Origin of the sequence: Psychrobacillus mangrovi, assembly GCF_037104765.1 — a bacterium.
Lineage (GTDB): Bacteria > Bacillota > Bacilli > Bacillales_A > Planococcaceae > Psychrobacillus > Psychrobacillus mangrovi.
This window is the reverse complement of the sequence record NZ_JBAWSY010000019.1, coordinates 20,245-42,187: the sequence shown is the minus strand read 5'-3', so window position 1 is coordinate 42,187 and position 21,943 is coordinate 20,245. Positions and strand designations below refer to the sequence as shown.

At 34.5% G+C, this 21,943-nt stretch carries 26 protein-coding genes; all 26 read left to right on the top strand.

From position 1 onward, the window contains the following. The first annotated feature begins 131 nt into the window (after nucleotides 1-131). The 26 genes from WAX74_RS17485 to spo0A all read left to right on the top strand — a co-directional run bounded on the left by WAX74_RS17485 (nucleotide 132) and on the right by spo0A (nucleotide 21,917). Complete coding sequence (locus WAX74_RS17485) at nucleotides 132-269, top strand: hypothetical protein (protein ID WP_336498952.1); 138 nt, start codon at nucleotides 132-134, stop codon at nucleotides 267-269. Between the two features lie 57 nt (nucleotides 270-326). Then, complete coding sequence (locus tag WAX74_RS17480; protein ID WP_336498951.1) at nucleotides 327-590, top strand: GNAT family N-acetyltransferase; 264 nt, start codon at nucleotides 327-329, stop codon at nucleotides 588-590. Nucleotides 591-680: 90 nt separating this feature from the next. Further along, the gene (locus WAX74_RS21070) at nucleotides 681-806 is read left to right on the top strand and encodes a TetR/AcrR family transcriptional regulator (protein WP_413788991.1); all 126 of its coding nucleotides are present in this window, start codon (nucleotides 681-683) and stop codon (nucleotides 804-806) included. Nucleotides 807-1,211: 405 nt separating this feature from the next. Beyond that, the gene (locus WAX74_RS17475; RefSeq protein WP_336498950.1) at nucleotides 1,212-1,994 is read left to right on the top strand and encodes an arylamine N-acetyltransferase family protein; all 783 of its coding nucleotides are present in this window, start codon (nucleotides 1,212-1,214) and stop codon (nucleotides 1,992-1,994) included. A 411-nt stretch (nucleotides 1,995-2,405) separates the two neighbouring features. Next, nucleotides 2,406-2,834 carry a hypothetical protein gene (locus WAX74_RS17470; RefSeq protein WP_336498949.1) on the top strand — a complete coding sequence of 143 codons (429 nt, stop codon included), beginning with the start codon at nucleotides 2,406-2,408 and terminating at the stop codon, nucleotides 2,832-2,834. A gap of 72 nt (nucleotides 2,835-2,906) precedes the next feature. Next, entirely contained in the window at nucleotides 2,907-3,968 is a 1,062-nt protein-coding gene (locus tag WAX74_RS17465; protein ID WP_413788990.1) for a M24 family metallopeptidase, read from the top strand. A gap of 17 nt (nucleotides 3,969-3,985) precedes the next feature. Further along, complete coding sequence (gene efp / locus WAX74_RS17460) at nucleotides 3,986-4,543, top strand: elongation factor P (protein ID WP_336498948.1); 558 nt, start codon at nucleotides 3,986-3,988, stop codon at nucleotides 4,541-4,543. A 968-nt stretch (nucleotides 4,544-5,511) separates the two neighbouring features. Further along, nucleotides 5,512-5,721, top strand: a complete 210-nt coding sequence (locus tag WAX74_RS17455) for a SpoIIIAC/SpoIIIAD family protein (protein ID WP_336498947.1) — start codon at nucleotides 5,512-5,514, stop codon at nucleotides 5,719-5,721. A 3-nt stretch (nucleotides 5,722-5,724) separates the two neighbouring features. Then, on the top strand, nucleotides 5,725-6,108 hold the full coding sequence (locus WAX74_RS17450; RefSeq protein WP_336498946.1) for a hypothetical protein: 384 nt from the start codon (nucleotides 5,725-5,727) through the stop codon (nucleotides 6,106-6,108). A 14-nt stretch (nucleotides 6,109-6,122) separates the two neighbouring features. After that, a complete protein-coding gene (locus WAX74_RS17445) occupies nucleotides 6,123-7,034 on the top strand; it encodes a stage III sporulation protein AE (RefSeq protein WP_336498945.1) in 912 nt (303 codons plus the stop codon). 301 nt (nucleotides 7,035-7,335) lie between these two features. Continuing rightward, on the top strand, nucleotides 7,336-7,668 hold the full coding sequence (locus WAX74_RS17440) for a hypothetical protein (protein WP_336498944.1): 333 nt from the start codon (nucleotides 7,336-7,338) through the stop codon (nucleotides 7,666-7,668). 4 nt (nucleotides 7,669-7,672) lie between these two features. Further along, nucleotides 7,673-8,206, top strand: coding sequence for a SpoIIIAH-like family protein (locus WAX74_RS17435; protein ID WP_336498943.1), 534 nt, complete (start codon nucleotides 7,673-7,675; stop codon nucleotides 8,204-8,206). Nucleotides 8,207-8,360: 154 nt separating this feature from the next. Beyond that, the gene (gene accB / locus WAX74_RS17430) at nucleotides 8,361-8,858 is read left to right on the top strand and encodes an acetyl-CoA carboxylase biotin carboxyl carrier protein (RefSeq protein WP_336498942.1); all 498 of its coding nucleotides are present in this window, start codon (nucleotides 8,361-8,363) and stop codon (nucleotides 8,856-8,858) included. A gap of 81 nt (nucleotides 8,859-8,939) precedes the next feature. Further along, nucleotides 8,940-10,289: an acetyl-CoA carboxylase biotin carboxylase subunit gene (gene accC / locus WAX74_RS17425; RefSeq protein ID WP_336498940.1), complete on the top strand. Its 1,350-nt coding sequence runs from the start codon at nucleotides 8,940-8,942 to the stop codon at nucleotides 10,287-10,289. A 13-nt stretch (nucleotides 10,290-10,302) separates the two neighbouring features. Next, the gene (locus WAX74_RS17420) at nucleotides 10,303-10,695 is read left to right on the top strand and encodes an Asp23/Gls24 family envelope stress response protein (RefSeq protein WP_336498939.1); all 393 of its coding nucleotides are present in this window, start codon (nucleotides 10,303-10,305) and stop codon (nucleotides 10,693-10,695) included. A 148-nt stretch (nucleotides 10,696-10,843) separates the two neighbouring features. Further along, nucleotides 10,844-11,221, top strand: a complete 378-nt coding sequence (nusB, locus tag WAX74_RS17415) for a transcription antitermination factor NusB (RefSeq protein WP_336498938.1) — start codon at nucleotides 10,844-10,846, stop codon at nucleotides 11,219-11,221. 27 nt (nucleotides 11,222-11,248) lie between these two features. Next, the gene (gene folD / locus WAX74_RS17410) at nucleotides 11,249-12,103 is read left to right on the top strand and encodes a bifunctional methylenetetrahydrofolate dehydrogenase/methenyltetrahydrofolate cyclohydrolase FolD (protein WP_336498979.1); all 855 of its coding nucleotides are present in this window, start codon (nucleotides 11,249-11,251) and stop codon (nucleotides 12,101-12,103) included. A gap of 161 nt (nucleotides 12,104-12,264) precedes the next feature. Beyond that, nucleotides 12,265-13,623 (top strand): exodeoxyribonuclease VII large subunit, encoded by a 1,359-nt coding sequence (gene xseA / locus WAX74_RS17405; RefSeq protein ID WP_336498937.1) that lies wholly within the window; start codon nucleotides 12,265-12,267, stop codon nucleotides 13,621-13,623. A gap of 5 nt (nucleotides 13,624-13,628) precedes the next feature. Next, on the top strand, nucleotides 13,629-13,850 hold the full coding sequence (gene xseB, locus WAX74_RS17400) for an exodeoxyribonuclease VII small subunit (protein WP_336498936.1): 222 nt from the start codon (nucleotides 13,629-13,631) through the stop codon (nucleotides 13,848-13,850). Beyond that, nucleotides 13,843-14,727: a polyprenyl synthetase family protein gene (locus WAX74_RS17395; RefSeq protein ID WP_336498935.1), complete on the top strand. Its 885-nt coding sequence runs from the start codon at nucleotides 13,843-13,845 to the stop codon at nucleotides 14,725-14,727. Before xseB ends, WAX74_RS17395 begins: the two co-directional genes overlap by 8 nt. An 88-nt stretch (nucleotides 14,728-14,815) precedes the next feature. Beyond that, nucleotides 14,816-16,711, top strand: a complete 1,896-nt coding sequence (gene dxs / locus WAX74_RS17390; protein WP_336498978.1) for a 1-deoxy-D-xylulose-5-phosphate synthase — start codon at nucleotides 14,816-14,818, stop codon at nucleotides 16,709-16,711. Next, nucleotides 16,708-17,544 (top strand): TlyA family RNA methyltransferase, encoded by an 837-nt coding sequence (locus WAX74_RS17385; RefSeq protein WP_336498934.1) that lies wholly within the window; start codon nucleotides 16,708-16,710, stop codon nucleotides 17,542-17,544. Before dxs ends, WAX74_RS17385 begins: the two co-directional genes overlap by 4 nt. Nucleotides 17,545-17,627: 83 nt before the next feature. Next, on the top strand, nucleotides 17,628-18,077 hold the full coding sequence (ahrC, locus tag WAX74_RS17380) for a transcriptional regulator AhrC/ArgR (protein ID WP_336498933.1): 450 nt from the start codon (nucleotides 17,628-17,630) through the stop codon (nucleotides 18,075-18,077). Nucleotides 18,078-18,140: 63 nt separating this feature from the next. Further along, nucleotides 18,141-19,844: a DNA repair protein RecN gene (gene recN, locus WAX74_RS17375; RefSeq protein WP_336498932.1), complete on the top strand. Its 1,704-nt coding sequence runs from the start codon at nucleotides 18,141-18,143 to the stop codon at nucleotides 19,842-19,844. A gap of 94 nt (nucleotides 19,845-19,938) precedes the next feature. After that, nucleotides 19,939-20,901: a SpoIVB peptidase S55 domain-containing protein gene (locus WAX74_RS17370; RefSeq protein WP_336498931.1), complete on the top strand. Its 963-nt coding sequence runs from the start codon at nucleotides 19,939-19,941 to the stop codon at nucleotides 20,899-20,901. Nucleotides 20,902-21,125: 224 nt separating this feature from the next. Next, nucleotides 21,126-21,917 (top strand): sporulation transcription factor Spo0A, encoded by a 792-nt coding sequence (spo0A, locus tag WAX74_RS17365; RefSeq protein ID WP_336498930.1) that lies wholly within the window; start codon nucleotides 21,126-21,128, stop codon nucleotides 21,915-21,917. Nucleotides 21,918-21,943: the final 26 nt, after the last annotated feature.

The following is a 21,943-nucleotide window of genomic DNA, read 5'->3' as shown; positions in this document are numbered from 1 at the left end:
TTCATTCATTAAAAAGGAATAATATAATATATGGAATCTGAGAATTATAAATTTACTATTGTGAAAGCAGATAAAGTGAATTTTGATGTGAGGAAACAAATGTCTGAGATTTTTTCGGAAGGGTTCTCACAATGGCTCGTTTTTTTTCAAAGGATAAAAATAAAATTGCAAAAGCTTTTGCTCATATGTTTGTTTTGAATCAATTTTATGTAGCGATAGCTAATAATAAAATTGGTGGAATGACAGCATGCACGGATGGAGCCGATTGATCGGTTCGATTAAATATAAAGGAATTAAGGAAGCATCTAGGATTTTTCAAGGGAAGCATGGCATGTATCTTTCTAAAGAAGGAATTTGAAGCGCCTTTCGAAGAATTCCCTCCCAATACTGGGTCGATTGAGTTTGTTGGAACAACTTCAGAATTTAGAGGACAGGGTGTAGCATCTCAAATCATAAATCATATCATTGAAAACACTCCGTACAATGATTATGTCATTGAAGAGGTTGCGGATACGAATACTTCGGCAATGAATTTATATAACAAATTGGGATTTGAAAAGTACAAAAGAAAGCCTCGTTCCAGAAATTAGGGCTAAGAAAATTGGAATCAATAATTTTTCGGCTTTGAAATATGTGAAAAAATAATATATATTTCTTTAAGATAATGGAAAAAGGTAGAAATAAAGTCCATTCGGCTGCTAAAACTATTTGCTATAAAAGGCTTTGCTGAAACCAGTATTCAGGAGATTGCAATTAGAGCAGGTATTAGCACTGGACTATTGTACCGTCACTATAAAACCTTGTAGATGGCTTGAGTAAAAACTATATATTCCTTTTTAGATACTCAACAATCGGGCGCTATCCTTGAACAAGGATAAGGGCTCATTTTTCATTAAAGGGCTATTATCTTGAATAACGCTTAATAAGAAAAGTTGGATATTTTTGTTAAGAAATAGAGAAGATTGTGAAAAAATTTACTAAGAGAAGTGTTAGTTCAAGAAGAATTAAAGTGATTTTAGGGTTAAGATCTTATTGTAGTATTCCATAAAAGGGGTTTGATTCCTTTTTAATAGGGCAGATTCTTGTTAAAGGCAAGCAATGAAAGTAGGAAATAGAATTTAAATAAAAGTAGTGAAGTATATAAACCACTGAAGACATACTATTCGATAGGCGAATTAATTAAAAAAGAAATATTATTGGGGGAATTATTAATGAGTGAACTGAATGCTTTATTTCGTAAAAGAATCGGTTTTCCAGAAAATGAGGAAATAACATTTGAAGCGTTGGATATCATTCTTGAAAAAACGGCAAAAAACATTCCTTTTGAAAATTTATGTATTCTTGAAAAGAAAACAAGTGATATCACTAAAGAAAACTTAATCAATAAAATACTAGTAAAAAAAGAAGGTGGTCTTTGTTATGAGTTAAATTCGATATTGTATTTCTTCTTAATCGAAAATGGTTTTAACGCAGTCCTAGCCCGCGGAGTTATTTTTGAGAATGCTACTCAAAACTATCTAACGCTTGGGAGAACTCATGTAACTATTCTTGTAAATCACGAGGATCAACAATACTTAATAGATACTGGCTTTGGAGGGAATTTGCCATTAAAACCTGTTCCTTTAAGTGGGGAGCCCATAACCTCTAATAATGGAGAATTTCGAATCAAAAAAGTTAATAGCGAGCATGGAAACTATGTTCTTGAAATGAAATTGAAACATAAAAATATAGCTTGGAAAATAGGATATGCCTTCGATTCCAAGAAGCCTATACACGATGTATCGGAATTTAATGAAATCCAAACGATTATCGCTGAACACCAAGAATCTCCATTTAACAAAAAACCTATAATCACACGACTTACAACTGGAGGAAATTTAACATTAACAAATACTTCATTTACACAGTGGATTGATGGAATCGTTACAAAAGAGGAAATTGACAACTCTAGTTTCGAAGAGCTATTGAAACAACATTTTGATATTACCCACTAAATCAAAAGATAATAATCCTATAAATCAGTAGCTGGTACCAAATTTATAATAAATTATTAGTGTAGTTATGTAGAATGATGTACTAACTTATACAATTATAGGTGAAGGTAGGCTACATATGATTTGAAATTTTGAAAACTTCATCTTCATCAAACTGGTGCTTTCTTTGAAATAAGGAGAGCGTCTTTCTTCATGAAAAGGGCCGGGATCAATCTTTTTTCAAAACGGATTCTTTTTATATAACGCAAAATGCGGGTTTGTGAGGGGGGGTGATCAAACTTTATTTCAAATCAACACACATGCTCGTAGGTAAATCCTCTGTATGTGTTTTTTGTTATTTTAGAAGTTTTTTTCCTTTTTGTTTAATAATCTTCTTCTAGCATCAAACTGATACAAAAAGGAGACTTGAATATGAAAGAAAAAGGATTATCTGTTAGTACTAGTTTTGTAGCTGCATTAATTTGTACTTTTTTTCTTAAAGTACTGGATTTTTTTAATTGGATCAAATGGAGTCCTATTGGTTATGCAGACAAATTGCAAATATTTGAATCATTCCGGGATCGATGGAAATGGGGAATTCTATTTATTGTAGTTTGGTTTATTTGTTTTGTATTTTATTATATAAGCCTGATTTTTATAAAAATCCCTGTCTCTATTACTAGCTTGGCCATTGGAATCATTTTAGCAATTATTATGGAGTGGATATTTTTAGATAAGAGTACACTCGTAAAAACAATTAAACATTTAAGCATTCCGTTTATCTGTATCGTTGTTATGTTAGTAAGGTTTATGATGGAGTCTGCCATTTTCCAAGCACAGGATAATCCTCTTAGTAAATGAAAAATTTACCCACGCCTCTTCCTATGATAAAATAAAGTGTAGATATATTAGAAAAAGAGATGGGGTATAATAATGAAACTTGATAAGTTGCGTGCTGCTTTAGAAGAACAAGGTGTGGATGCCTTATTGATAACAAACGGATATAGTAGACGTTATATGACTGGTTTTACTGGTACAGCAGGTGTTGCAATTGTGTCCAAAAACGATGCGGTATTCATTACAGATTTTCGTTACACAGAGCAAGCTGCTAGTCAGGTGAAGGACTACCGTATTGTACAGCATACCAAAACTTTAATAGAAGAAGTTGCTAACCAAGTCACAGAAATGTGCATTAATTCTATTGGATTTGAAAAAGACGATTTAACTTATAGTGGTTATGAATTGTACAAACAAGCTATCCAAGCAGATTTAGTGCCGCTTTCTGGGCTAGTGGAAAAAATTCGCTTGATTAAGACAGAGGAAGAGATTAGTATTATAAAGGCGGCTTGTCGTATAGCTGATGAGGCTTTTGAACATATTGTTACATACATAAAACCAGGAATGACAGAACTCGAAGTGTCAAATGAACTTGAATTCTTCATGAGAAAACTTGGTGCCTCGTCTTCATCTTTTGATACGATCGTTGCTTCTGGTGTAAGATCTGCACTTCCACATGGTGTTGCAACTAGCAAAGTTATTGAAGTAGGAGACTTTGTGACACTTGACTTCGGTGCACTCTATAATGGGTATATTTCTGATACAACTCGAACAGTTGCTGTTGGTGAACCGAGTGACCAATTAAAAGAAATTTATCAAGTAGTTTTAGATGCACAATTACTTGCGTTGGATAAAATTAAACCAGGAATGACAGGTAAAGAAGCAGATGCAATTGCTCGTGATTATATTGCTTCAAAAGGCTATGGTGAAGCATTTGGTCACTCTTTAGGTCACGGAATTGGGCTTGAAGTGCATGAAGGACCTGGGTTATCTTTTCGATCTGATATTACACTAGAACCAGGGATGATTATTACAATTGAGCCGGGAATTTACTTGCCGAATATCGGTGGAGTTCGTATAGAAGACGATGCAATTGTAACTGAAAATGGATTAGAAAAGCTTACGCATTCGACTAAAGAATTACTCATTTTATCTTAATATTTGGAGGAAAAATAATGATTTCTGTAAATGATTTTAAAACAGGTTTAACAATAGTAGTAGATGGAGTACTTTATCGTGTACTGGATTTCCAACACGTTAAACCAGGTAAAGGAGCAGCGTTTGTTCGCTCGAAACTTAGAAACCTTAGAAATGGTTCAGTGAATGAGAAAACTTTCCGTGCAGGTGAAAAAGTAGAGAAAGCTCAAATTGATAACAGAAAAATGCAATATCTATATGCGAGTGGAGATCAACACATCTTTATGGATACAGATTCATACGAACAACTTGAGCTAAACGAAGGACAAATCGAATACGAACTAAAATATTTACGCGAAAACATGGAAATCCATGTTATTCAATACCAAGGAGAAACACTTGGGGTAGAACTACCAAAATCGGTTGAACTTGAAGTGACAGAAACTGAACCTGGTATTAAAGGGGATACTTCTGGCGGTGGATCTAAAACTGCTACTCTTGAAACTGGTTTAGTTGTAACGGTACCACTTTTTATCAACGTTGGAGATCGACTAATTATCAACACAGACGAAGGTTCATACGTTTCTAGAGCTTAAATTAAAAATAGTTATATAGGTTAATTTCATTTAAGAGTTTTGTGAAGATATGGCTTTTCAAAGTAAAAAAAGAGGCAGTTGGAATGATTTCATTCTGACTGCTTTTTTTGCTGCATTATATTAAATTATTTTATCTTAATAATTTAATAGTAAAAGTGACGCTTCTACAATAGTTTGTAAAAGCGTTACTCGATTTCAGTAAGCAGTAATTATATGGAAAATGTATCTTTTTAGTAGAGATTTCGATATCTTATGTAATCATCCGTTGATTTGAGAAGATGGCTCACCAGTATTATCTTCCTTACCCTATGTGTAAGAATTGGAGGATTGATCCTAGTGAGTTGAGAACTGGAGTTCAGTGTGGGAAACGTGAGAGGTTTTGTATGAAAATATTAAAAGCGGGATGGTATTGCCTTTCATGTGGATATCTAGATCATCAAGTTCATGAGTAAACTTTACTAGATTGGTTAGTTTAATTAGCAATAGTCTTACTAATAGGGAATGTAGAAAGTTTTTACATATTAATTCTACATAATCATCACATGAATTTAATGAGAATCGGAAATAACAATAAGACAATTTATCATTGGAATGGGAGTAAAAAGGAGTAATCGGAGGGTTAACGTCAATAATCGGACGGTTAGTACAAATAATCGGATGGTTCAACCTAATAATCGGATGGCTCGCACAAATAATCGGATGGTTCAGCCTAATAATCTGATGGCACAGCAAAAAAATCGGTTGGTTAAACAAGTATATGGTCACAAACAAAGCAGCCCCGCCTGCTGAAAGCGTCCCCCAGGAGCGAAAATCAATAGTTGTCTAATTTTTTATGTAAAAGAAAAAGTATAAATAAACTTAATATTCTTCAGGTTTATCTAATGATAAAGAGTTACGTTAAATACGTGACTCTTTACATATTTGGAGAACTTGTTTCATATGCTGAATATATGGAAGGGGGAGGCATTGTGGAACTTCACGATGTACTTCGAGTGGCTGGTATAGGATTACTAATTGCTATGCTTCATTTGTTTTTCGAATCAACAGGAAAAAAAGAATTTGCTTTTTTTTTATTTTTTGTAGGATATATTTACATGACCATTGAGCTACTCCGTTTACTTAGGGTGTTTTTTTATGAAATATCCACATTCCTTGAATGGCTTATTATGTCGAGTTAGCAAATGATAGTATACATAACGATTATTATCGCATTCATTTTGTTGCAATTCATTGATGAAACTTATCCAAGACTTCACTCTATCATTTATACTATTTTCATATTTTTATTTTTAACCTACTTATTAATAAACTTTATCATACCTAATACAACTCAATTTATCTCCGTAGTTCCAACTAATCTCCTGCCAGTATTTAAACTACTTATGTTCTCTGTCATCCTACTAATCGTTTCTCAAATAATTGAGGAACTTTTGACGGATTATGAGTATACAAGCCTTGCGACTATTCTAACTTTTACAACTAAAGCTATATTGCTTCTGGCCTGGCTCGACCATATGAAACAATTCTACTCTAAATTCTTTTCCATAATGGGACTACTCTCTTGAAGGAATGAATCAAAATGGATGAACTACTTACGAATTTGCTACTCCCAGTAAAAGAAGTTATTCAAACGTTTACGTATATCCTGCTATTTGGTTTTATTTTTCTTTGCTTAGAATGGTTCATTCCAAAGAGCAAAAGATTGTTAAAGTTATTGTTTCTATATCTTATTTGTTACTTATGTTTAGAGCCAGCTTATCGAACGCTAGAAATGATTCAAACCCTTACTAACCAGTTAGTTACACTTTTTTTAGGGATGTATCCTGTGCTAACTGCAGGAATTGCTGTTTCTGGTGGCGCGTTGTTAGTAACATTATGGAATCCAGCTGTAGTCTTCTTTTCATCATTTACTGCATTCATGGCAGACAAAGTATTAATTCCATCAATTATATCTGCATTTATTCTGGATTTAATTAGTCGAATACACCCTGCTACATCTTTTTCTAAAATGTCAGATCTTATTAGGATGACATTAATCGGTATTACGTCCGTAATTCTCGTTTTATACAGTTTCTTTATAACTGTTAATGGTGTGATTACATGGACGGTAGGAGGAGCAGTCAATGAATCTGTTAAACGATTAATACAAAGCTCGATACCATTTGTAGGGTCGTTATTGACAGAAAGTATTAGTACGATGAAAACGTATTCTTCATCTGCTTCGGTTATAACTGGTAATTCGTTACTTATCTCTGTATTGGTTTTAGTTTCAATCCCTACAATTCAAACCATATTAATCGCATTTTTATATAGACTACTAGCTGCAATCTTGGAACCATTTTTAGATTCGGGAATAAGTGGGCTCCTGGATGATATTGGAAGGACTCTTTTTGTTCTGTCTATAATTTCTGTATTAATAGCTTTCGCGTTCTTTTTCACAATCATATTAACCATGCTCTTTGCAAAACTATTAGTAAGCGTGAAAGGATAACTTATCATAATTCAGAAAATCTTGTACGGAATTTTAATAATTGTTGTCATTGGAGAGCTAATTTCGATTCTATTAGAACATGTAGATAAAGAGAAATCGAGCTTTTTAGTAAAAATTGCGATAATATTTTGGATTCTGTCTAATCTCTTCATATAAATAGTTTTTGATGCATAAAGTATTATATCCATAATGAAAAGAAGGGTGAAGTACTATCACACTAAAACAAATACCCACTTTTCGTTTTGTTGTTATAGGAGGAGCAGTTCTTTTCATAAGTCTACTTTTTTCAGGTCTTCTCAATATGGATAATGTTAGTAAAACAGAAACGAGTGAAGAAACACTTCAAACACCAGATGCGTTAGCTTCTGTTCTTGAAAGAATTAGAGGCGTTGGTCGAGTAGCTGTTTATTATCATTATGCAAATGGATCTGAGAAAGCTACGGAGAGTGATGTATCATTTTTCCAATGGACAAGTGACAGCAAAAGGGACAAGGAGGAGCTAATTGGAGTATTAGTTGTGGCGGAAGGGGCGAGCGATAAGCACATTCAAAACAAACTTGTAGTAACACTTTCATCTGTTTTGCAAATATCCCCACATAGAATTGTGATTGAAGAAATGGAACTGGAGGAATAATAACATGAATGTAAAAAAGAGATCTATTTGGTTTTTAACTTTGATTAGTTTAGTAGCTGTTATTACTGTTTTTTATGTGACAGATCGACCATCACCATTTGATGGTATAGCATTATTCTCAAATGATACAATAGAAGATGTAGACTTAGTCGAAACTTCTTCCACAAACGAAGAATCTTTTACTTCAAGTAGTAATGCTTTTGAAGAAATGAGAATGGAAGTTCAAGGGAAAAGAAGCCAACTTCGTGAGCAACTAACAACTAAAGTAGGTAGTAATGATTTTACGGCAGAAGAAAAAGGCGAAGCTTATAATCAAATTGAAGAATTAGTAAAAATAGATTCAACAGAGGCAATGTTGGAATTAATTATTAAATCATTAGGCTACAATGATGCGCTTGTAAGAATTGAAGACGAATCTGTGTTAATAGATGTCGTATCAAGTGAGCAGTCTTCACAAAAGGCAGATGAAATTATTTATGCTGTAAAAAGAGAGTGGCCACAAGCATATAAAGTAGAAGTTAAGTTTGATGGTCAATAACATATACTAAACTTATTTGTGAAAAAAGTGCCATTCAGGCGCTTTTTTTTATTATTTCCAAAGGTTTTATACTCTAGCTATTTAAAATTATCATAAAAACGTCTAAAATGAGAAGAGTAAGTATTATAATGTATACAAAAGGGAGACAAGTAAAATGAAAATCCAAGAAATTCGAGAAATTATTAAATTAATTGATCAATCCACTCTAGATGAATTTTTATATGAATCAGAAGGCACTAAAATCAAACTAAAAAAGAATGATAAAGGCTCTGTATCTTCGACTGGATTCGCATTAGAAAGTTCAGTAGTTGCAGAACAACCTATTGTGGTGGAAGAAAAGCAAGCGCAAGTAAGTGAAGCTCCAAAAGAAAACGTGGAGAAAAAAGTGGAAGAAGTTGCTGCTGAAACTTCCTTACATAAAATCACATCTCCAATGGTTGGTACATTCTATCAATCATCATCTCCTGAAGCAGATGCATATGTTCAAGTTGGAACGAAAGTTTCTTCTGATTCAATTGTGTGCATTGTAGAAGCAATGAAGTTATTTAATGAAATTGAAGCGGAAGTAAATGGTGAAGTTGTAGAGATTCTTGTAAAAGATGGACAATTAGTAGAATACGGTCAGCCTTTGTTCCTTGTAAAAGAAGTATAAAAAGCAGACATTACCTTAAACAAGTAAGATTCAATTTAATGAAAAATTTGCTTTTTAATTACGGAGGAAGGGGCAAGATTGATGAAAAAAGTATTAATAGCCAATCGTGGAGAAATAGCGGTTCGAATCATTCGAGCTTGCAAAGAAATGGATATTGAGACAGTTGCGGTATATTCAGAAGCAGACCGTGAGGCGTTACATGTTCAAATAGCGGACGAGGCATATTGTATCGGTCCAAGATTATCGAAGGATTCTTATTTAAATTTTTCTAATATTATTAGTGTTGCTAAACTTACTGGATGTGATGGAATTCATCCGGGTTACGGATTTTTAGCAGAAAATGCAAGCTTCGCTGAGTTATGTGAAGAGTGTGCAATCACTTTTATCGGCCCATCCTCATCTGCAATTTCAAGTATGGGTACAAAGGACGTTGCAAGAGAAACGATGAGAAAAGCTGGAGTTCCAGTAGTACCTGGTTCTGTAGGAATTGTCGAAGATGAAGAACAGGGATTAAAAATTGCTCGTGAGATTGGTTTTCCAGTTATCATTAAAGCAACTGCTGGTGGCGGCGGTAAAGGGATTCGTGTAGCTAGAGATGAGGAAGAACTAGTAAAAGGAATTAAAATTACACAAAAAGAAGCTGCAGCAGCATTTGGTAACCCTGGAGTTTACTTGGAGAAATTTATAGAAGAATTTAGACATGTAGAAATTCAAGTATTAGCAGATGGACATGGAAATGCTTTACACTTAGGTGAGCGTGATTGTTCTATTCAACGTAGAATGCAAAAACTTGTAGAAGAAGCACCTTCTCCTGCATTAACAGAAGAAATTCGTTCTGCAATGGGAGAGGCTGCTGTAAAAGCAGCTCTTGCTGTTAACTACAAGAGTGCTGGAACAGTAGAATTTATATTTGATCATATCAATCAAAAATTTTACTTTATGGAAATGAATACACGTATTCAAGTAGAACATCCAGTTACTGAAATGGTTACGGGTATTGATTTGATACAACAGCAATTAAAAATTGCATCTGGAGAAAAATTAGCATTTGAACAAAAAGATATTCAAATAAAAGGGTGGGCAATTGAATGCCGGATCAATGCAGAAAATCCCGCTAAAAACTTCATGCCATCACCAGGGAAAATTGATATGTATCTTGCACCGGGTGGTAATGGTGTTCGTGTCGATTCTGCAATGTACCCAGGTTATAGTATTCCACCATTTTATGATTCGATGGTAGCTAAATTGATTACGTTTGGAGATACACGTGAAGAAGCAATTGCTAAAATGAAACGTGCATTAGGAGAATTTGTCATCGATGGAGTGGAGACAACTATTATGTTCCACGAAAAATTGATGAATAATGAAGTGTTTGTTTCTGGAGATTTCGATACAAAATTTCTAGAGAAGTACGATGTAATCAATTCATAAAGGAGTGAAAAAAATGTCAGAAATAAATGAACAAAAATTTGTTCAAATGACTCCTGAAGGAAAAGAAGATTTAGGGACAATTGAGATTGCTCCTGAAGTTATAACTGTAATTGCAGGTATTGCAACAAATGAGGTAGAAGGAATCGCGGGAACTCGCGGCAACCTTGCTTCAGGAGTTGTTGAGCGTTTGGGTAAGAAAGTGCATGGTAAAGGAATTAAAACCGAAATAACTGCAGAGGGCTTATTTATAGATGTATATTGCCTTGTAAAATACGGTGCTTCTGTTCCTGTTGTTGCCAGAGAAGTACAGTCTCAAATTCGCCAAGCAATTGAAAATATGACTAGTTTAGTTCCAAAAGAAGTAAATGTTCATATTACAGGCGTACAATTCGATTCAACTGAATAAAAAGAAAGAGTCATCCTTGGATGGCTCTTTTTCTTTTCAGTATCTATTCTCTATGCATTTTCTTTATATTTTCTGCTTTCTAGTACGCAATCTAAAGAGAAATATGCTATGATTGTTTAGATAGTTACATTTAAAGGAGAACTAAATAATGAAGCGAAGAAAAGCAAGAGAGTTAGCGTTACAAGCGCTATTTCAGTTAGATAATCATGAAATTTCTATAGAGGAAGCAATTGGTCATGTCACAGATGAACAAGACTCTTTTCTAACGAATTTAGTTAGTGGAGTGATTGAGCATAAAGAACAGATTGACGCTTCATTAACAGAAAAGCTAGAAAAATGGTCGCTTTCCCGACTACCAAAAATTGAACGTACAGTGTTGCGTATTGCCGTGTTTGAATTAATGTTTACGGAAGAAACACCTGCAAAAGTTGTAATTAACGAAGCGTTAGAAATTTCTAAGGTTTTCGGTGATGAGAAATCTAGCCGTTTTGTAAATGGAGTATTATCTAAATATACAAATGAATAAATTGTTCGTTTTGAAGGAGAGTTAATGGTGATAGACAATTTAATTGATGGTAAACAAATTGCTGGACAAGTTACAGAAGAAGTCCAAAAAAGAGTAGAAGCTTTAAAAGCAAAAGGCATCACACCAGGATTGGCAGTTGTTTTAGTCGGAAATAATCCTGCTTCTCAAACTTACGTAAACAATAAGACAAAAACTTGTGAGAGATTAGGGATGTATTCTATCCTTATCCAATTGGACGAGGGTGTTTCAGAAGCTGAGTTATTAAACCAAGTAGAGTTATTAAACAACGACGAGAAAATCCATGGTATACTAGTTCAATTGCCTTTACCAAAACAAATTGATGAAGATCGAGTAATCGCAAAAATTTCACCATTTAAAGATGTTGATGGTTTTCACCCCGAAAGTGTTGGTAAAATGATGATCGGACAACAAACCTTCCTTCCATGTACCCCATTTGGAATACTAAAATTATTAGAATACAGTAATATTGATGTTGCAGGAAAACATGCTGTTATTATTGGAAGAAGTAATATTGTAGGTAAGCCAATGGGACAACTTTTACTTCAAAAAGATGCTACAGTTACTTACTGTCATTCCAAAACAACAGATTTGCATGCATTTACAAAACAAGCTGATATTTTAGTAGTTGCTACCGGTCGTACTAAAATGATCGACGCTAGTTATGTAAAAGAAGGTGCTGTTGTAATTGATGTTGGCATCAATCGTGATGAAAATAACAAATTATGTGGAGATGTAGATTTCGATTCTGTAAAAGAAGTTGCATCTAAAATTACACCAGTACCAGGTGGAGTAGGTCCAATGACGATTGCTATGTTAATGGAAAACACATGCCTAGCAGCGGAAAATACATCTAAAAATTAATAAGCAATAAGCTGTTTTTCTAAAAAGCGAAAGCCCCTATGTCTCCCCATTAGGATAGACGGAGGCGTGGCAGCCTAGACAGATGCAAAGTAGAGAATGTCTACCTTCTAATCTGTTGAGAAAGGCAGCTTTTACATTGTGAATCTAATGGAGTTGTTCTTGTGACTACACAAACACATACATACTTAACAGTAAAAGCTCTAACTAAATACATAAAACGAAAATTTGATGCGGATACACATTTACGAGATGTTTACGTAAAGGGCGAATTATCAAATGTGAAGGTGCATAGCAGTGGTCATATCTACTTCACTTTAAAAGACGATACTGCCCGTTTAACTTCCGTTATGTTTGCAATGAATGCGAGATCGTTAAAGTTTAACCCTGAAAGCGGGATGAATGTACTCGTTCGTGGTGATATTAACGTTTTTGAAGCTGCAGGGCAGTACCAATTATATGCTTCCACTATTCAACCGGATGGTATTGGGGAGCTTTTTTTAGCATTTGAACAATTAAAAAAGAAACTGGAGCAGGAAGGTTTATTTCATCCTAGTCGTAAAAAACAGATTCCCATTTTTCCTAAAAAGATAGGTGTAGTTACTTCTAAAACAGGAGCAGCTATCCGGGATATTTTGACAACTTTAGAACGTAGATATCCAATAAGTGAAGTAGTTGTTTTTCCAACTATAGTCCAAGGACCTCAAGCAGCCCCATCCATTGTAAAGTCAATTGAGCAAGCAAATAAAATGCAAAACATTAATGTCTTAATTGTAGGTCGAGGTGGAGGCTCTATCGAAGATCTCTGGGCATTTAATGAGGAAACAGTAGCGAGGGCTATTTCAAATAGTCATATTCCAATTATAAGTGCTGTCGGGCATGAAACGGATACGACGATTGCAGACTTTGTATCCGATTTACGAGCCCCCACCCCAACAGCTGCCGCTGAAATGGCTGTTCCAAGCAAAGAAAATTTATTAAAAAATATTTTTTCCTTCCAATCCGCATCATTAAATTTTGTCTCTAAAAAGCTACAGGATGAAAAAAACAGATATAACCGAGCAATACAATCTCCTGTACTTGCAACTCCTGACAAACTGTATCGTCCTTTTATTGAGAGATATGTACGTGTGGAGCAGCAATTACAGAGAGAAACGAATCGTTTGTACCGTGAAAAAGAACGAAACTTTATGCAAATAGAAAAAAGAATGCTCCAACTTTCGCCTAAAAAAATGATAGATTTGCAATATAAGTCTGTTCAAATCTTAACGAATCAACTAACCCAGGCAACAGTTTCTACCTTTGAGAAATATAGACAGCACTTTCATGGATCGATTCGTACGCTAGAAGCTTTAAATCCATTAAAAATTATAGACCGAGGCTATAGTATTACGTATAAAGATGGGAAAGTGGTAAAATCAGTAGAAGAAGTAGCTAAAGGGGACTCCATTTTTGTTACACTCGCAGATGGCAAAATTGAAGCGATTGTACAAGAAGCAGAGAAAATAGGGAAAGGGGAATAATTTTTATGCCTAAAAAAGAAATCCCTTTTGATGAAGCGATGTTACAACTAGAAAATATCGTTCGTCAATTGGAACAGGGCGATGTACCACTTGAAAATGCAATCGAACTCTATCAAAAAGGGATGGAGTTATCAAAACTTTGTAGTGAAAAATTACAAAGCGCTGAAAAACAGCTTGTCTCTTATATAGGAGATAACACCGAAAAAGAAGGTAATATTAATGAATAATTTATTACAATCTTTTATCCATTCTAATCTTCCAATTATAGAGCAAAAGATGAATCTATTGATAAAAGAGCTTAAAGCACCCCAAGAACTGAAAGATGCAATGGATTATTCTCTACAGGCCGGGGGTAAAAGAATAAGACCGTTATTCACATTAGCAGTTTTAAAAGAACTTCAGACAAATAATGACGATGCCTTTGTAGTTGCTAGTGCGATTGAAATGATTCATACTTATTCATTGATCCACGATGATCTTCCAGCAATGGACAATGATGATCTTCGACGAGGTAAGCCAACAAATCATGTTGTGTTTGGGGAAGCACTTGCGATATTAGCAGGTGACGCACTTGTGACGTTTGCTTTTGGAATAATTGCACGTCTCCCAAATCTTACTGCAGAACAAAAGGTAAAATTGATTGATAGGTTAAGCTATTCAGCTGGTGCAGAAGGAATGGTTGGAGGCCAGGTTCTTGATATGCTAGGAGAAGGGAATTCTTTAACACTAGCGGAGTTAGAAAAGGTTCATGTAAATAAAACTGGGGCTCTTCTAACTATAAGTATTTTAGCTGGTGGTATCATAGCAAATGCAAATGATGAACTGATGGAAGCATTAAAAAAATATGCATTCCATATAGGATTAGCTTTTCAAATTCAAGATGATATTTTGGATATAGAAGGAACTTCTGAACAATTAGGTAAAACAGCTGGAAAAGATATTTTAAGCGAGAAAAATACATACCCGTCAATCTTAACTTTAGATGGGGCGAAAGAAGAGTTACAAAACCAATACAATATGGCGATTCAAGCTCTACAGACAGTTAATTTACATCAAGGACTATTAGTTGAATTTGCAGATTATATAACGAAACGAGCTAATTAATAGCGAATAATTTTATTTTACGACAGTTTATTGGTATGATATTACCAACGTATAACGAAGGAAATCTAAAAGAAGGTGTGTGATGGCAATGGATTTAACTTCAATTTCTAGCCCATCCTTTTTAAAAAGTTTAAATAATGAACAATTAAAGGAATTAAGTGAAGACATCCGATCGTTTTTAATAGAAAAGTTATCTGTAACGGGTGGACATATTGGTCCAAATCTTGGAGTAGTTGAGCTTACTGTTGCACTTCATCGTGCATTTAACAGTCCAGTTGATAAATTACTATGGGATGTAGGACATCAAGCGTATGTGCACAAAATTTTAACTGGCAGAGCAAATCAGTTTGATACACTTCGCCAATATAAAGGATTATGTGGATTTCCAAAACGTATAGAAAGTGAACATGACGTGTGGGAAGCCGGTCATAGCTCAACGTCTTTATCTGCTGCAATGGGAATGGCCAAGGCCCGTGATCTACAGAAAAAATCAAATTTCGTTATACCAATTATTGGAGACGGAGCACTTACTGGTGGTATGGCCCTCGAAGCACTAAACCATATCGGGCACGAAAAAACAGATATGATTGTAATTTTAAATGATAATGAAATGTCTATAGCTCCAAATGTCGGAGCTCTTCATAATATTCTAGGTAAATTACGTACCCATGGAACGTATAACAGAGCTAAAGATGATTTAGAATATTTATTAAAGAAAATTCCTGCAGTAGGTGGAAAGCTTGCGGGAACAGCAGAACGTCTAAAAGATAGTTTAAAATATTTACTAGTTTCTGGTGTCTTTTTTGAAGAACTAGGATTTACGTATCTTGGTCCAATAGACGGACACAACTTTGAAGCATTAGAAGAGAATCTAAAAAATGCGAAAAAGATGAAAGGTCCTGTCCTTCTTCATGTAATTACGAAAAAAGGTAAAGGTTTCAAACCTGCTGAAAATGATAAAATAGGGACTTGGCATGGAACTGGCCCTTATAAAATGGAAACAGGTGACCTTATAAAAAGCTACTCAAAAGCACCATCTTGGAGTGGTCTAATTGCAGAGACAGCACGGAAATTGGCTAGGGATGATAAACGTATTGTTGCTATTACACCAGCAATGCCAGTTGGATCTAAGCTAGAAGGATTTGCTTCGGAATTTCCAGATCGTATGATAGATGTAGGTATTGCTGAACAACACGCAACTACGATGGCAGCTGGTCTTGCAGTTGATGGTATGAAACCGTTTTTAGTTATTTATTCAACATTTCTACAACGTGCTTACGATCAGGTACTACATGATATTTGTCGTCAGAATTTAAACGTAGTTATTGGTATAGATAGAGCGGGATTAGTCGGAGCTGATGGAGAGACCCATCAAGGTGTCTTTGATATTTCATTTTTACGTCATATGCCAAATATGGTATTAATGATGCCAAAAGACGAAAATGAAGGACAGCATATGGTAAAAACTGCATTTGATTATGCAGATGGACCAATTGCACTTCGATATCCACGAGGAAATGGACTAGGAGTTCCAATGGATGAGGATTTAAAATCCATTCCAATAGGTTCTTGGGAAGTATTGAAAGAAGGCACACAGGCTGCGATTTTAACTTTCGGTACAACAATTCCTATGGCACTTCAAGCTGCTGAACAACTTAAACAAGCTAATATATCAGTTGAAGTCATTAATGCTCGTTTCATTAAGCCTTTAGATGAAGAGATGCTTCGTTCTTTGCAACTACGTAATATACCAATTATTACAGTTGAAGAAAGTATGCTCGAAGGTGGATTTGGCAGTGCAGTTTTGGAATTCTATAATGACAACGAGTTACAAGTGCATGTGAAACGAATCGGTATACCAGATCTGTTTGTTGAGCACGGCGATGTAAATCAATTATTAGAAGAAATTAATATCACGACTGATGATGTAATAAAAGTAGTAGAGAATTCAATAGTTACAACTAACAGGTATATTTCATCATGACAAAGTCGCCAAAAGAACGTGTGGATATATTATTAGTTGAACAAGGATTATTTGAAACAAGAGAAAAAGCAAAGCGTGCTATTATGGCAGGACAAATATATCATAAAGAAGAACGCATAGATAAACCAGGTGAAAAAATAGATGTTAACTCTATTTTGTCAGTGAAGGGTCAAGTATTAAAATATGTAAGTAGAGGCGGACTAAAGCTTGAAAAGGCGTTAGAACAATTCAATCTTACTATTCAAGACAGAATCATGTTAGATATTGGCTCTTCTACTGGTGGGTTTACCGACTGTGGATTACAAAATGGTGTGAAGCATGCATATGCACTTGATGTTGGAAGTAACCAGCTAGCATGGAAAATTCGTCAAGATTCACGAGTTACCGTGATGGAAAAGACAAATTTTCGATATTCTACGCCTGCTGATTTCCAAGAAGGATTACCTTCCTTTGCTTCTATCGATGTTTCCTTTATCTCTCTTAAACTCATCTTTCCTACTTTAAAAACTATTCTTGTTCCAAATGGTGATGTCATTGCACTAGTCAAACCTCAGTTTGAGGCTGGTAAAGAACGGGTTGGAAAAAAAGGGGTAGTTCGTGACAAATCTGTTCATATTGATGTTTTGAATGATATTGCAGATTTTGCAGAAAGCCAGCATTACCAGTTAATAAATGCATCCTATTCTCCTATAACAGGAGGAGAAGGCAATATTGAATTTCTCTTTCATTTAGTAAATGTTAATGAAGGTGAAGTCAGCCCTCATAAAATTGATTTTAAACAGTTAGTCAACGAAGCGCATTCAAACTTAAAGATAAGCGTGGCTCTGAATTAGAGTCGCGTTTTTTTCTTGTGCCTTTTTGAAGGAAATGCTAATGTATAAATAAACTGGTATAATTATACGAAGAGGTGATCGAAATGAATAAAGGTCAAAGACATATTAGAATTCGCGATATTATTGCAAATAATGAAATAGAAACACAAGATGATTTAGTCGATTCTTTAAAGAATGCTGGATATAATGTTACACAAGCAACTGTCTCAAGAGATATAAAGGAATTGCATTTAGTGAAAGTACCTCTTCCTAATGGAAGCTATAAATACAGTTTACCAGCCGATCAAAGATTCAATCCAACTCAAAAGTTACGTCGAGCGTTAACGGATGCATTTGTAAGTATTGATGGAGCAAGTCATTTTTTAGTAATGAAAACGTTACCAGGAAATGCGCATGCTATCGGATCTTTAATCGATTATTTAGACTGGTCTGAAATACTAGGTACTATTTGTGGAGATGACACATGTTTAATCTTATGTAGAAATGAATCGGAAACAGAAGGAGTCAAAAACCGATTACTTGAAATGCTTTAATATAATGTATTTTGCGTATTGGGAGAAGACGCCAATGCCAATTTTATAATGAGGTGAAAGCTAGTGTTAAAAGAATTATCGATTAAAAATTTTGCAATTATTGACGATTTAACAGTTAGCTTTGAAGAAGGACTTACCGTGTTAACTGGAGAAACGGGCGCAGGGAAATCGATAATAATTGATGCTGTTCATTTGTTGTGTGGAGGAAGAGGTTCACAAGAATTTATTCGTCATGGAACAAAAAAAGCAGAATTAGAAGGGTTATTCATCATTACTAATCCAAAACATGGCGTTTTTAAAAAAATGACGGATGTAGGAATAGATATCGATGAAGAAACTATCATTTTAAGAAGAGATATTAATGACTCTGGAAAAAGTGTTTGTAGAATAAATGGTAAACTAGTAACCATTGGTATATTACGTGAGATTGGAGCCTCTCTCATTGATATACACGGACAGCACGAAAGCCAAGAATTAATGGACGAAAAAGCACATATACATTTGTTAGATCAGTTTGCAGGAGAAAAAATAAAACTAGTTAAAGAATCGTATAAAGAACTTTTTACTAAATATAAAAAGTGGAAAAAGGAATTAGCAACTTTAACTGAAAATGAACAGCAAATAGCTCATAAGATTGATTTGTATACGTTTCAAGTAGAAGAAATCAATGATGCTAATTTAGTTAGTGGAGAAGAAGAACAACTTCAAGAAGAAAAAAAGAAACTCCAAAATTTTCATAAGGTATTTGACAAAATGAGTAGCGCTTATGAAGCGATACTATCCGAATCAAAAGGGTTAGACTATATCGGAACTGCAATGGCAGACTTACAGGATATTTCAGATATAGATAAAAATATGCTCGAGTTAAGTGAAAATGTGTCATCCGCATTTTACATTTTACAAGATGCTGCTTACCAATTAAAAAATGAATTAGACGAAATGGAGTTTGACAGCAATCAGCTTCAAATTGTAGAAGACCGCCTTGCATTTATTCAAACCTTAAAAAGGAAATATGGCCAATCTATTGAGGATATTTTAGAATATAAAGATAAAATTTCAAATAGTCTCGAGCAGTTAGTCAACAGAGATGAGCAAATTCAAAAAACTGCAGAAAAGATAAAACAATTAGAAAAAGATTTAGAATTAGAAGCAAAAGATTTAACAGATAAGCGAAAAATAGCAGCTAAACAATTAAGCAAGGCAATTATGGAACAATTAAAAGAACTCTATATGGAAAAAGCGACTTTTTCTGTAATGTTTCATGATCAAGCCAAAACAACTTATAACGAAAATGGTATTGACGAATTATCATTTTATATATCAACAAATGTAGGTGAACCACTTAAAGCCCTTACTAAAATCGCATCTGGTGGAGAATTATCAAGAATGATGCTTGCATTAAAAAGTATTTTCTCCAAGCATCAAGGAATAACATCCATCATTTTTGATGAAGTAGATACTGGTGTAAGTGGACGAGTTGCGCAAGCAATTGCTGAAAAAATTGCAGCAATTGCAACGGATTCTCAAGTATTATGCATTTCTCATTTACCACAAGTTGCAGCAATGGCCGATCAGCATTTAATGATCAAGAAGATCGTGTCTGGAAACAGAACATACACGAAACTGGACGAAGTAATTGACGATCAGCGTGCTGAAGAGTTAAGTCGTATGATGTCAGGAGCAGAAATTACAAGTACGACATTACAGCATTCAAAAGAGCTGCTAAAATTGGCAAAAGAAAGAAAAAAAATGTTTAGACACGCATGAAGACCTTCTTTAAACAGGTCTTCTTTTTTTATCAATTATTTACCTCACATAGACTTTATTCAACAGGATATAGTATTTGTATAGGAGGTGAAATATGAAGCCAAGCTATCGTATATGGTCGCTAATTACAATACTTTTCTTTACTTTATTCTTTGCAGTTAATTCCACTTTTGCACAAAACTCTACTTCCTCAGTTGTCCCTTTAGGACAATCCATTCAAATCGACCTACAGTACGGTGCTGTGGTGCTAGGTAATGACGTCTTATTAACGGATGATTATTGGTTGCGTACAGGTGACGCAATCAAACAAATCAATTCGAAAAATGTTCGAACAATGGAAGACATTAAAACCCATATAAAAGATAAAGAACAAATCATTATTCATTATGAGCGAAATAAAAATATGTATACGAAAGAAATAACTTCAGAACAAATACTGAAACTTCTTCCATTTTTAAAAGATGCGACAGAAGGAATTGGTACATTAACGTATTTTGATTTAGAAACAAATGAATTTGGTGCCTTAGGACATCAAATTGTGGACCATCCATCCGGTTTGACACCTAGTTTTTCGGAAGGCTCGATATACTTGTCTTCTATACTACAAATAAAGAAAAGCATTCCAGGTAAGCCAGGATATAAAATTACTTCTCATCAAAATAACTCTTCACCAATTGGAGGAGTAAATGAAAATAATGTGTACGGTATTTTTGGAAAACTTGAAAAAAATGCAATAGAAAATATTCCTATGCAAGAAGTAGAAGTAGCTGACAAGGAAGCAATAACGACAGGTAAAGCAATTATGCGAACTTCAATCGATGGCGAAAAAGTACAGGACTTTTCAATAGAAATTACGACTGTTGAGGACTATCTTTTTCAGTTTACAGTAATTGATAAAACGCTCATTGAAAAAACAGGAGGAATTCTCCAGGGCATGAGTGGAAGTCCCATTATTCAACAAGATAAGCTTATCGGTGTTGTCACGCATATGTATGTAGATAAACCAAAAAACGGTGCAGCTTTGTCCATAAAAGAAATGATGAAAAAAAATCCATGATTAGAATTGAAAAAGGTTACACTGAAATTTGGTGTAGCCTTTTTCTCTAACTACATATACAATGGAATAAAGAAAATTCGACAAAAGGGAAGAAGCCTTTACCATATTGTCGTAATATAAGGAAATCGTATTATTAAAGACTTATTTTTAACAAAAATAAAGGAACACGTAAAAAAAGAGCGAATACTATCTAAGTGAAAAAATACAAAAGGTGGATGAGGCAAATGGAGAAAATAAAAATCGTAATAGTAGATGACAATAAAGATTTAATTCGGACAATGGATTCATATTTTGACAAACATTCGGAGATAGAAGTAGTTGGGACAGCTGTTAATGGAAAACTTTGTCTAGAATTACTCGAAACAGTTGAACCTGACGTACTACTATTAGATATAATTATGCCTCATCTAGACGGCATTGCTGTATTGGATAGTTTGCAAAAAAATGACAAAATCAATAATCTCCAAGTTATAATGTTAACTGCATTTGGTCAAGAGGATGTTATGAAACAAGCAGCAGAACTAGGTGCATCTTATTTTATGCTAAAACCATTTGAGTTTGAACGGTTAGTTACACAGATCAAACAAGTGGCAGGTAGAAAAGAAAGCATACAAGCATTGCCGGCCAAAGCTAATCCAGAAAAAGAAGCAATGCAAAATAAACGAGTTATTGACAACATCATTACGAATGTTATAAAAGAAATCGGTGTTCCCGCGCATATAAAAGGTTACTCTTATTTAAGAGAGGCTATTCAAATGGTCTACACAGATATTGAGTTACTTGGTTCTATTACAAAAGTTTTGTATCCAGAAATCGCGAAAAAGTTCCAAACAACTCCATCTCGCGTAGAAAGAGCGATTCGTCATGCCATCGAAGTAGCATGGAACCGTGGAAATTACGAAACTATTTCTAAAATGTTTGGGTATACGGTACATCATCTGAAAAGCAAGCCAACTAATTCTGAATTCATCGCGATGATCGCCGATAAAATTCGTATGGAGAATATGGCTAGCTGAAATTTATAGATTAACTGAAAAGTTAT

Bases quoted from the DNA above. Each gene is read 5' to 3' on its own strand.
- WAX74_RS17440 (WP_336498944.1), top strand. From the start codon at position 7,336: ATGGATAATGTTAGTAAAACAGAAACGAGTGAAGAAACACTTCAAACA.
- WAX74_RS17475 (WP_336498950.1), top strand. From the start codon at position 1,212: ATGAGTGAACTGAATGCTTTATTTCGTAAAAGAATCGGTTTTCCAGAA.
- xseB (WP_336498936.1), top strand. From the start codon at position 13,629: ATGCCTAAAAAAGAAATCCCTTTTGATGAAGCGATGTTACAACTAGAA.
- WAX74_RS17420 (WP_336498939.1), top strand. From the start codon at position 10,303: ATGTCAGAAATAAATGAACAAAAATTTGTTCAAATGACTCCTGAAGGA.
- WAX74_RS17395 (WP_336498935.1), top strand. From the start codon at position 13,843: ATGAATAATTTATTACAATCTTTTATCCATTCTAATCTTCCAATTATA.
- WAX74_RS17385 (WP_336498934.1), top strand. From the start codon at position 16,708: ATGACAAAGTCGCCAAAAGAACGTGTGGATATATTATTAGTTGAACAA.
- WAX74_RS17445 (WP_336498945.1), top strand. From the start codon at position 6,123: ATGGATGAACTACTTACGAATTTGCTACTCCCAGTAAAAGAAGTTATT.
- ahrC (WP_336498933.1), top strand. From the start codon at position 17,628: ATGAATAAAGGTCAAAGACATATTAGAATTCGCGATATTATTGCAAAT.
- accB (WP_336498942.1), top strand. From the start codon at position 8,361: ATGAAAATCCAAGAAATTCGAGAAATTATTAAATTAATTGATCAATCC.
- WAX74_RS17480 (WP_336498951.1), top strand. From the start codon at position 327: ATGGCATGTATCTTTCTAAAGAAGGAATTTGAAGCGCCTTTCGAAGAA.
- WAX74_RS17435 (WP_336498943.1), top strand. From the start codon at position 7,673: ATGAATGTAAAAAAGAGATCTATTTGGTTTTTAACTTTGATTAGTTTA.
- spo0A (WP_336498930.1), top strand. From the start codon at position 21,126: ATGGAGAAAATAAAAATCGTAATAGTAGATGACAATAAAGATTTAATT.
- accC (WP_336498940.1), top strand. From the start codon at position 8,940: ATGAAAAAAGTATTAATAGCCAATCGTGGAGAAATAGCGGTTCGAATC.
- nusB (WP_336498938.1), top strand. From the start codon at position 10,844: ATGAAGCGAAGAAAAGCAAGAGAGTTAGCGTTACAAGCGCTATTTCAG.
- WAX74_RS17470 (WP_336498949.1), top strand. From the start codon at position 2,406: ATGAAAGAAAAAGGATTATCTGTTAGTACTAGTTTTGTAGCTGCATTA.
- WAX74_RS17370 (WP_336498931.1), top strand. From the start codon at position 19,939: ATGAAGCCAAGCTATCGTATATGGTCGCTAATTACAATACTTTTCTTT.
- dxs (WP_336498978.1), top strand. From the start codon at position 14,816: ATGGATTTAACTTCAATTTCTAGCCCATCCTTTTTAAAAAGTTTAAAT.
- efp (WP_336498948.1), top strand. From the start codon at position 3,986: ATGATTTCTGTAAATGATTTTAAAACAGGTTTAACAATAGTAGTAGAT.
- WAX74_RS17465 (WP_413788990.1), top strand. From the start codon at position 2,907: ATGAAACTTGATAAGTTGCGTGCTGCTTTAGAAGAACAAGGTGTGGAT.
- WAX74_RS17450 (WP_336498946.1), top strand. From the start codon at position 5,725: ATGATAGTATACATAACGATTATTATCGCATTCATTTTGTTGCAATTC.
- WAX74_RS17485 (WP_336498952.1), top strand. From the start codon at position 132: ATGGCTCGTTTTTTTTCAAAGGATAAAAATAAAATTGCAAAAGCTTTT.